The 9,007-nt window shown below is 40.8% G+C and carries 13 protein-coding genes and 1 pseudogene; 6 read left to right on the top strand and 8 right to left on the bottom strand.

The annotated features are described in order from the left end of the window. Positions 1–121: 121 nt before the first annotated feature. The 6 genes from ACQY2K_RS07015 (at position 122) to ACQY2K_RS06990 (ending at position 4,848) form a co-directional block, all read left to right on the top strand. The gene (locus ACQY2K_RS07015) at positions 122–244 is read left to right on the top strand and encodes a hypothetical protein (protein WP_428041267.1); all 123 of its coding nucleotides are present in this window, start codon (positions 122–124) and stop codon (positions 242–244) included. 112 nt (positions 245–356) lie between these two features. Beyond that, positions 357–620, top strand: a complete 264-nt coding sequence (locus ACQY2K_RS07010) for a hypothetical protein (protein ID WP_428041266.1) — start codon at positions 357–359, stop codon at positions 618–620. After that, positions 617–844: a hypothetical protein gene (locus ACQY2K_RS07005; protein WP_428041265.1), complete on the top strand. Its 228-nt coding sequence runs from the start codon at positions 617–619 to the stop codon at positions 842–844. The genes ACQY2K_RS07010 and ACQY2K_RS07005 overlap by 4 nt, the downstream gene beginning before the upstream one ends. Positions 845–885: 41 nt before the next feature. Further along, positions 886–2,304, top strand: coding sequence for a DEAD/DEAH box helicase (locus ACQY2K_RS07000; RefSeq protein ID WP_428041264.1), 1,419 nt, complete (start codon positions 886–888; stop codon positions 2,302–2,304). Beyond that, positions 2,301–2,645 (top strand): hypothetical protein, encoded by a 345-nt coding sequence (locus ACQY2K_RS06995; protein ID WP_428041263.1) that lies wholly within the window; start codon positions 2,301–2,303, stop codon positions 2,643–2,645. The genes ACQY2K_RS07000 and ACQY2K_RS06995 overlap by 4 nt, the downstream gene beginning before the upstream one ends. Then, positions 2,638–4,848, top strand: a complete 2,211-nt coding sequence (locus ACQY2K_RS06990; RefSeq protein ID WP_428041262.1) for a phage/plasmid primase, P4 family — start codon at positions 2,638–2,640, stop codon at positions 4,846–4,848. The genes ACQY2K_RS06995 and ACQY2K_RS06990 overlap by 8 nt, the downstream gene beginning before the upstream one ends. A 194-nt stretch (positions 4,849–5,042) precedes the next feature. Here ACQY2K_RS06990 and ACQY2K_RS06985 read toward each other — a convergent pair whose 3' ends face one another. The 8 genes and pseudogenes from ACQY2K_RS06985 to ACQY2K_RS06950 form a co-directional block, all read right to left on the bottom strand. Next, positions 5,043–5,240, bottom strand: a complete 198-nt coding sequence (locus ACQY2K_RS06985; protein ID WP_428041261.1) for a hypothetical protein — start codon at positions 5,238–5,240, stop codon at positions 5,043–5,045. Further along, a complete protein-coding gene (locus tag ACQY2K_RS06980) occupies positions 5,240–5,515 on the bottom strand; it encodes a hypothetical protein (protein ID WP_428041260.1) in 276 nt (91 codons plus the stop codon). The genes ACQY2K_RS06985 and ACQY2K_RS06980 overlap by 1 nt, the downstream gene beginning before the upstream one ends. Positions 5,516–5,537: 22 nt before the next feature. Then, a complete protein-coding gene (locus tag ACQY2K_RS06975; protein ID WP_428041259.1) occupies positions 5,538–5,960 on the bottom strand; it encodes a hypothetical protein in 423 nt (140 codons plus the stop codon). A 30-nt stretch (positions 5,961–5,990) separates the two neighbouring features. Further along, complete coding sequence (locus ACQY2K_RS06970) at positions 5,991–6,299, bottom strand: hypothetical protein (RefSeq protein ID WP_428041258.1); 309 nt, start codon at positions 6,297–6,299, stop codon at positions 5,991–5,993. Further along, positions 6,292–6,666 (bottom strand): hypothetical protein, encoded by a 375-nt coding sequence (locus ACQY2K_RS06965; protein ID WP_428041257.1) that lies wholly within the window; start codon positions 6,664–6,666, stop codon positions 6,292–6,294. Before ACQY2K_RS06965 ends, ACQY2K_RS06970 begins: the two co-directional genes overlap by 8 nt. Positions 6,667–6,681: 15 nt before the next feature. After that, positions 6,682–7,221 (bottom strand): hypothetical protein, encoded by a 540-nt coding sequence (locus tag ACQY2K_RS06960; protein WP_428041256.1) that lies wholly within the window; start codon positions 7,219–7,221, stop codon positions 6,682–6,684. A 258-nt stretch (positions 7,222–7,479) separates the two neighbouring features. After that, complete coding sequence (locus ACQY2K_RS06955) at positions 7,480–7,800, bottom strand: hypothetical protein (RefSeq protein WP_428041255.1); 321 nt, start codon at positions 7,798–7,800, stop codon at positions 7,480–7,482. A gap of 105 nt (positions 7,801–7,905) precedes the next feature. Beyond that, positions 7,906–9,007 (bottom strand): annotated as a pseudogene (locus ACQY2K_RS06950) (hypothetical protein); the annotation flags it as partial.

The following is a 9,007-nucleotide window of genomic DNA, read 5'->3' as shown; positions in this document are numbered from 1 at the left end:
GGTATGTTTACAAAGGAAGTAGCACTTGTGCAAACTATAATGACAATGATATTAATTGTGTTATGTGTTTTGAAAATGCGGAGTGTAAGTTTCGTAACTGTTTTAAGGAGCCGAAATAGATATGCCGAATTATAGATACTACTGCAAAGGATTTGTAAAAGACAATTTACAATGTGTTCTTTGTATGCAGGAAGCGAGTTTTAAAGCACGCAGTTGTTATGAAAAGGTGGAGCATAAAAAATGAAATGTGATATTTGTGGAAAGCATAGCAGAAGTTATTATGTCTATCCCAAAGGCGACGGTGCTTTTGGAATACGATGTCCTAATTGTGATTATGAAGCGCGGGAGGGAAAACCTTGTTTGAATATAAAGTAAAAAAAGTAGCAGAAGAAATAACACAAATGCTAATATTAAAGAACGCAAGTTATGGAAACTCTGCATTAGACCCTGTGAGAGTGTTTTCCAAGGCTAATAGTATAGAGCAACTATATGTGCGTATTGATGATAAGTTAAGCCGAATTGCTAGGGGCGGTGATTTTGGCAACGAGGATAACATCAATGATTTGATAGGATATTTATTCCTAGTAAAAATAAAAAAAATGGAGGAAAAAGAGAAATGAAAAAGGAAGTTGTTTGCAGGATTAGCGCAGTATGCGACGCACGCAAACTAATGGTACACATCGGCGAAACGGTCTTGTGTCGTATGCCGTTCCCCCGTACGGCTACTTTGGTTGTAGGTACGGTAGAAAAAGTGAAAGTGAAAGACGGTGTCGGGTATGTAAAAATCAAAGGGAACAAACTTTTGTTTGCCAACGACCAATTCTATAAGTTAGCAGATAAATAAAACAGGGGGCGCAAGCCCCCTATACTTACGGGAGTATAACAATGATAACGCTACGCAAACACCAACAAGACATATTAGCCAAGGCAACTGGGAAGAACTACGGTTTGTTTCTTGGTTGCGGTGCGGGTAAGACTTTGGCAGGATTAGCCCTGTATGTGGAAAATAAAAAACTGAAACCGAATTTGAAAATGTTAGTAGTAGTAAGCCCCAAGGAACTGATTAGTTCTGCGTGGGCAACTGATTGTGAAAAGATAGGTTTAACAAACTATAAGAATTTGAAGGACATCAAAGAAGGGCAGGCTTTGCCCGATATTATTTTAGCCAATTACGAATATGTGCGTGTAGGGAAGAACCTAGCGAACATAAAGCATATGATAAAGTCTAGCGGTTGTGCGTGGCAGTTAGTGTTAGACGAGAGCAGTAAGATAAAGAACCACAAGACGGCGAACTACAAAGCGATAAAAGCACTTTCCCCTTTGTGTGTATATCGGTATGTTATGAGTGGTACTCCCGCGCCGAATAGCGAAGCGGAGTATTGGACACAGATTAATATCATAAACGAAAATGTTTTTGGTACAAATTTCTATAAGTTCCGCAGAGAGTTCTTTGAGTTTACCAAAGAATACAAAGGCCGTATCTATAAGGCTGACCCCGAAATGTTGCGTATTCCGTCTATTGCTAGGGGCTATATGCAACAGGGTTACAAATGGACTCTGGACCCGAACAAGAAAGATATTTTCTTTGCAAAAATGAAACCGTATGTGGTACAGATAGACACGAGAGATATCATAGACTTGCCTAGCGAAAGCCACTTGGAGCGGTACTTCTCCTTATCCCCCGAAGAGAGCAAGGTGTACAAGGAAATGAAGAAAGATATGGTAGCGACCATCGGGGAAACGGAAGTAATGACGGATAGTGTAATGGGGAAACTGTTAAAAATGCGACAGGTTTCGTCTGGCTTTGTGTATGATAATAGCGACCCAAACAACAAGAAGTGTTATGATTTTGGTCGTAGCAAACTGGCCTGTCTGTTAGACCTGTTAGAAGATATCGGTAACAACCAAGTAGTTATCTGGGCAACCTTTCGGCAAGAGTGCGAAATGATATGCAAGGAATTAGACAGGCTTGGCAAGACCTATACAACACTTAACGCAGGGACGGGGGATAAAGCGAAAGCGATAAAAGACTTTGCGGAAAATAAGGTACAATATGTAATTGCCAATCCGCAAACGGCGGCGCACGGTATCACTTGGACTAATTGTCAATACGAGATATTCTATTCTATGGACTACTCTTGGGAGCGTTACCACCAAGCGTTAGCGCGTATAATGCGGTTAGGGCAAACGAAACCTTGCTTTTATTACTATCTGCTTGCCAAGGGAACGAAAGACAAAGACATTTTGGAAGTAATCAAAAAGAAGGGTTCATTAAATGACATAGCGCGGGAGTTTTTAAAATGAGTGAAAGCAGAATACAAACGAATTGCATTAATTGGTACAAACGGAATTATCCAAACAACTACATTAGAAAGAACGAGCAAGTGGTAAAGGCGGGCGACCCCGATATTATGATTTGCCACTACGGCTTGTTTATAGCGATAGAAATGAAGCAACCAAATAAGCACCCCACAAAACTGCAAACTCTTAAATTAGAGCAGATTAGACGGGCTAACGGGCATTGTGGAGTGGCGCACTCTTTGGAGGAGTTCAAAGACATTATCCAAAGAGCCGAAGCAGATTTGGATAAAACTCCTATCACTTCTGCTATCTATGAAGAAATAGGTGGAACCGACAATGATTAAACACGAAACGATTTGGCAAGTGTTCCCTGTACAGGAAAACGACAAGAAGCCGTTTCCTTTCTTGCGTAACGAGGATAACCAACGCGGTTTCTATGTGGCTACGGCGAACGAAGAAAAAATTGCTATGTGGCGTAAACTGTATCGGGGTTGCAACTGGGCCTTGCGTACTGGTAAGGAAAGCGGTTGCTGGGTATTGGATATTGATGTAAAGAACGAAGCGAAAGGGGAAGAGTCGTTCTATGAATTGCTTGGCGACCATAAGGACTTCCCAAACACTTTGTCCGTTCGTACTCCCTCTGGCGGTATTCATTACTATTTTGAAATGGAACCCGGTGTCCGCACACTAACCAATGCGGGCAAGTTCGGCGGTATTGATGTTAGAGCCGACGGCGGGTATGTTCTTATTCCGCCTTCTACATTAGGCGGTAAGGCTTATGAGTATTTCGCTGATACCAAGATTATGCGTGCCCCTGCGTGGCTGAAAGAAGCATTGTTCCCTGTGCAGAAAAAGAGTAAGACTCCTGTGGAACGAATAGAGCAAGACGATTTCCGCGCCGAGTCTTTGGCGAAATACTTGCTAAACAAGTATGTTGCCAAAGCAGTAAAGGGAAACAGAAACCAAACACTAATGGCTATGTTGTGCCAAATGCGGGATAACATTGTACCGCAAAACATAGCAGAAGAAAAGGCTTTGGAGTTTGTAACGGCTATGGCCGACCCTACTTTCACAAGGGGCGAAGCGTTGTCCACCGCTCGTTCGGTGTACCGCAGAGCAGGAAGAGAGCCGTCGTTCGTAAACCTTGGTGTGGAGTTTAACATTAAGACAGTACGAACTTTGAAGAACTTTGACCAAGCAGGTATTGCCGATTTTATTCTGTACCGCCACCAAAACATTATCTATATCCCCGAGAAGTCTTGGGCTATCTTTGACGAGCAAAAGGGATATTGGAAAACGGAAAATGCAGATAGCGATATTAGCGATATCGTGGTAACCGAGTTGCGCGACTTGGCGGATAACGAAAACTACAAAGGCACACAAAACTTGTTTAAGGTAACAAAGAAAAATGTAGATGACATTATGGCTTTCATTAAACGCAAAGTCATTAAACCTTATAGCGGTTTTAACGCTAGTCCTAACCTTATCAATGTAAAGAACGGGGTTGTGAACTTGCAGACTTTGGAGTTGTATAAGCACGCGCCTTACTATTATTTTGATTATGTGTTAGATGTAAACTTTGACCCGAATAGCGACCAGACCGCGTGGAACAAGTTTCTGCGTGAGTCTTTGGAAAATGCGGACAAAGACGAGGGCGGTGTTTATCAGTTAGAGTTATTGCAACTTGCCGCAGGTTATTCTATGACGGGCGAAACCTGTGAGGAGTGTTTGTTCTATATCTACGGCAAAACGCGTTCGGGGAAATCTACTTTCATTAATACCATTAATGAAATACTTGGCCCGCTTGGCGGTACAATACAAATGTCTGCATTAATGCAGAAAAGGTTTGTAACCGATACGCAGAACTTTGAACTTGCTTCATTGGTAAACAAAAACTTTGTAGTATCTAGTGAAACTGATAGAGATACTTATTTGGATAGTGCGAAAATCAAAAGTCTAACAGGCCGAGATACTATTAAGTGTGCGTTCAAATTTCACGACCCGTTCCAAGCGAAAGTGAAATTTAAGATTTGGTTGACTTCCAATAACGAAATCACAGTTGACGCTAGCGACGAAGCGGTATGGGGCAGATTTAGAACCTTCTCTTTTCCGTATAGCAAACTGGATAACGGGGATATTAATCTAAAAGAGAACCTAATGAAACACAAAGACGGTATTTTCTTTTGGCTCTGTCTTGGAGCGCACGTTTGGTATAGTATGAAAGAACGCGGGGAACGGTTGCCTGTGCCGAATAGTATGAAGTCTTATTTGGCAAGCCGTAAAGACGAATTAGATATGCTGGGCGAGTTCCTTTGTCAGCGCGGTTATATTCCCACAACGAAAGACAAGACCGACGACGGCATAACCTTTGTATCGTTACAAGACTTGTATCATCAATACTCTGCTTGGTGCGATATGAACTTTATCAAAAACAAGTATTCTAAAATGACGGTAGCAAGTATGATGTCGCAACGCGGATATGAAAAAGATGTTCAGCGTATTGGTACAAAAACAAGTCGTGGCTACTGGATTAGAATAGGCGAATAAGAAAAATATACTCCGATAGGTTTTTAATCTATCGGAGTATTTAGTTGTGTATTTACGGGAGGTGAGGTAGGTTATGAGATATCCACAACTAATTACAAAAATCGTATTGCGATTTTATCTGTGTTCTGTTGGTTGCGTTTACTTCCTGCAAGGCTTCGTCGGTATAATCTAATTGCAACTTACAAAAAGCCGATTTATTTACGACGCTTCTGCAACCAATTAATCCACTCGTGCTTATCAATACAATTATTAGCAGAAATAATTTTATCAATTTTTTCATTTAAACGCAACTGTTTTTTTACAGTTTTCTTTTTCTCTAAAACACTACCTAGCAGTACCCCCATAAAGGCTACTGCTAGGATAGAAATAGCGATGTAGATATACGCTTCCATTATTTCCCTTTCTTGTTATCTTTGGTTTTGGCTTCAAAGTATTCCCCTAGTTTACCAAACCCATAGGCATACTTATCCAAGAAAGCAAAGATAGTGGAAATAATCTTGTCATCTTTGTCGGTCTTGGTTAGTTTCACAATAGCAGTAAGGAAACCACGCAAGGCAGACAGAAGCACATACAGACCGCCGATAGCCATAAGGGTATAAGATACTGCCGGATATTTATCCGCTAACCCGATTACGGCATTTACTACATACATAATCACTTGTTCCATAGCACAACTCCTTTTATGAATATCAAATCTTTTTTACCCGCTCTTTCCAGTCTGCCAGTTCAATGTGCGGTTTGTCTTTGAACGACTTAAAATCAATACCGCAAGTTATCTTAATACCTAACTCCGTTGCCTTGCGTTTGAAAACACTAATCATTTTATCCCACTCCGCAGAGTTACTGTCTAACTCAATAATCCCATTATGTTGCACTTTCGGTGTAGGATAAGGATAGACATCTACCGCATAAGCAGGGCAGGGATTGTGCGCCGACTGCATAAAATGCGCTTTGGAAAAGCCAAGATTAAAGGCTCTTTCCTGTTCAGCCTTGCCCCTGTGCGTTTCTACAATAGAAAAGTCATACTCTTTAATGACTTCGTCCACTAATCTTTTTAAGTCATTACAGAGCAGTTCTCTTTTTTCCTTACTAGTTTTTCCAAATCTAGGCATACCGTATTGTACTTAAAACCTAATACAAAGTCAAGAGAGTAAGGCCCGTACAATTTGTAGCAAATCTACTAGCCTAAAATTCTGTTGCGGTATTAAATGTACAAACTGTGGGTATTTGATTTCCACTAACTGCCTAACCTTGCTAGTGTCCACTAGCCCATTATCTAACATTAAAGGGCGCGCAAAGGCTTCAAATTGACTTATGGTATCATTTATTTTGTTTCCGTACATAACTGATACCAATTTGAATTTGTTGCTGTTTTCGTAGTCTTGCCCAAAGAGCATAGTAAAAAACTCTTTCTCAAAATTATCTAACTCTTGTTGGATAACATCACTCATTAGAAACCCCCTTTAATTTTGCCAGTTCTTCTTTTAACTTTTTGTTTTCTGCTTCCAAGTCAGCATTATGTTGTGCTATGTCCTGTTTTGCTTTTATGACCGCATTTACATACGCTTCGCACAGAGTACGATAGGCGGGTATGTTGGCAAACTCGTTTCTGTATTTAGATAATAGAAACATATTAATAAACACATCTAACATCTTTTGTCTATTAACACGCACACTTTTGTTAGCGTTTATCGTTTCTATCTCTTGCGGAATTAAGTCCTTTGTTTGACTATCTAACAAACTCCAAACAGAGTTTGTTTGTTCCGCACCTTGCAGTTGTGCAAGTCTTTGTTCCAGTTCCAAGATTTTGTCGTTCATACCCGCCCCCCTTAATTAGTTGCCTTCCGTCGCAGAAGCCGCCGCAGTAGGTGCGGTCCACGAGTTATAGCGTTGCATAGCCTCGGGGCAGATACTGGACAACGGCATTACCAATTTGCCTGGAACGAAAGTAGCGTTGCAGTAGCACAATACTTCGTTCTTCGTTTGGTCAATGCGGTTATTAACGAACGCCAAATTATCCGTCATAGCCTGTTTATCTACCGCAACTTGTTTATCAAGGGCGGCAACGGCTTTCGCTAACTCAATATAATTGGCTTGGATTTTTTCGTCGTTTTTATCGGACATTGTTTTTGCTTCTTTGAAAGTAGCAATACCGATACTGTCCGCATATCTTTCGGCTTTCTCTTTTGCAAGTTCGGCTTGCAAGGTAGAAATCGTAGCGGAATTACCGCCACCGAATAAGCCACCTAACAGAGCGTTGCCGTTTCCGTTCAGCAAGGCAAGCGCAGTTCCGGCGATACCAAGACCCAGACCAGTACCGCCTACTGCTTGCGAAGCCACATTATGTTCACCGTCAGTGGTTTTAACGTACATACAATACACCTCATTGATTTTTGACTAGGTATTGTGGTAGAATATATTTTGTACTAAATAGTATTGCTGCCACAATACTGCCCCTATTATCTCTTACGATAGTAGGGGGAATTTTTTAGTATTGCTTTGATATCTTCTATCAAAGCAAGAGTGATTTTCATATTTTCGGGTATTTCTACTGCCATAAAAATAACCCCATATAATTAGTATGGGGTTATGATAACAATATGTGCGTCAATTTACAAGCAGAAAAAAGGGTTAGTTTATGCGGTCGCGTTTCTCGCGTTCCAAAATGATTTCCATCTTACCGTTTTGTCTTGCTATCAATTCTTGGATTTCTGATAACTTGTCATTAATTTTAGACATCTTTTCATCTAATAAATTTTCTTGTTTATCCTGCCGTGCTTCCAGTTTTGATAATCTTTCCTTTGCTTGTTCAATATCTTTTTTAAACAACTGGACTTCTGGCTCCACTAATTCCTCACGCAAATTCTTCTTCCACCAGAGAAACCAAAAGAAGAATACAGTAGCCCCAGCGCAAGTTACTTCTTGTAAATACGGTAGTAAATCTTTTTCCATAGTGTTATCTTAGATTAAATTATCGCAACTGTCAATATAGCCCGATATTATAACCCGTCGGGCACGCGGGTATGTGTGCATTACTCTTGCACATCAACAATCTGATTACGCTCCTTGTCCTTCGGCTTTCCAAGTAAAACCTACGCTTTGATCAACCGGAGAAACACCATAACAATTTGCTAAAAAGGAGGTTGTTGTTTTATTCCCGACACTAGTCATAATTGCATACGCAGAAGTATCACTCCTATATTTAGACAGCGGCATAATAGTAATATTATAATTTAAGTCTTGCATTGGTTTAAGTAAAGTTATTAGTTCCCACGCCTGTACGACTTCTGCATAAGATAAACTTCCCCCTTGCTCTATCCAACCTCTTTTGTATTTTCTATACCAAGAACCATCTGGGTTTATTTGACTTTCTACTACATAGTCAATGTTTGAAGCCACGTTCGCCAAATCGGTATCGGCTTTGCCATTAAACATTTCCGCGTTCAGCCCTGCGGTCTGATCAATAGCCGTTTGTGTATAATTACCGACATAGAAGTACAGGTACATTTCCGTCGCAGGGGGTTGGACCGTGTTGGAAGCTCCATAAATAAGAGAAGAACGGGAAGCGTCAAAATCGTGCTTCCACAAAAAAAACTCTTCCCCGCCCTTGGCCGACGCGCCGCCGGACCCTTCCGTGCGGCACGCGCCGGACGCGTTTACATATGCATCCGCTAAACTGCCGGATGTCGCCCCCATCATTTTGGCGGTAATATTCGGCAACCCAGGAGCCACATAATTCCCGACCCCTGTACGAAGTCCCGTAAACCCGAACTTTGTGCGTGGGAGTTTGAAGCGTTTGTTCACAGTGTCTAAAATATAGTACCATGCAATACCTTTAGTAGTATATTCTTGTTCCACAAAATCGTGTTCAGAGGCAGGTACAATGTGAAAGCCATTTGGACTTATCATATATGATTTAGACACATAGCATCCGTTCCAATTATAAGAAGTATTTTCACTAAAATCCTCATTAAAAGGATGTCCATTAGCGCCCTCCTTATATTGTGCATACCTATAAGATTTTAAGTCTATACTTCCATTGCCATTATAAGTATATGCGCTATTAGATTCTGAAGGGTTATTACCTAAAATAATTTTATTAATTGAACTTAATACTTGTCTAGTATCAGTACTAAAACTTGCCACTGTTTCTGCTGTT

It is taken from the genome of Candidatus Avelusimicrobium fimicolum (genome assembly GCF_021632165.1).
In the GTDB taxonomy this organism is placed as follows: domain Bacteria; phylum Elusimicrobiota; class Elusimicrobia; order Elusimicrobiales; family Elusimicrobiaceae; genus Avelusimicrobium; species Avelusimicrobium fimicola.
The sequence above is the reverse complement of the archived record's forward strand: the minus strand, read 5'-3'. Positions and strand labels throughout refer to the sequence as shown.

Bases quoted from the DNA above. Each gene is read 5' to 3' on its own strand.
- ACQY2K_RS06975 (WP_428041259.1), bottom strand. From the start codon at position 5,960: ATGCCTAGATTTGGAAAAACTAGTAAGGAAAAAAGAGAACTGCTCTGT.
- ACQY2K_RS06955 (WP_428041255.1), bottom strand. From the start codon at position 7,800: ATGGAAAAAGATTTACTACCGTATTTACAAGAAGTAACTTGCGCTGGG.
- ACQY2K_RS06970 (WP_428041258.1), bottom strand. From the start codon at position 6,299: ATGAGTGATGTTATCCAACAAGAGTTAGATAATTTTGAGAAAGAGTTT.
- ACQY2K_RS07005 (WP_428041265.1), top strand. From the start codon at position 617: ATGAAAAAGGAAGTTGTTTGCAGGATTAGCGCAGTATGCGACGCACGC.
- ACQY2K_RS06985 (WP_428041261.1), bottom strand. From the start codon at position 5,240: ATGGAAGCGTATATCTACATCGCTATTTCTATCCTAGCAGTAGCCTTT.
- ACQY2K_RS06990 (WP_428041262.1), top strand. From the start codon at position 2,638: ATGATTAAACACGAAACGATTTGGCAAGTGTTCCCTGTACAGGAAAAC.
- ACQY2K_RS07015 (WP_428041267.1), top strand. From the start codon at position 122: ATGCCGAATTATAGATACTACTGCAAAGGATTTGTAAAAGACAATTTA.
- ACQY2K_RS07000 (WP_428041264.1), top strand. From the start codon at position 886: ATGATAACGCTACGCAAACACCAACAAGACATATTAGCCAAGGCAACT.
- ACQY2K_RS06960 (WP_428041256.1), bottom strand. From the start codon at position 7,221: ATGTACGTTAAAACCACTGACGGTGAACATAATGTGGCTTCGCAAGCA.
- ACQY2K_RS06980 (WP_428041260.1), bottom strand. From the start codon at position 5,515: ATGGAACAAGTGATTATGTATGTAGTAAATGCCGTAATCGGGTTAGCG.
- ACQY2K_RS06995 (WP_428041263.1), top strand. From the start codon at position 2,301: ATGAGTGAAAGCAGAATACAAACGAATTGCATTAATTGGTACAAACGG.
- ACQY2K_RS06965 (WP_428041257.1), bottom strand. From the start codon at position 6,666: ATGAACGACAAAATCTTGGAACTGGAACAAAGACTTGCACAACTGCAA.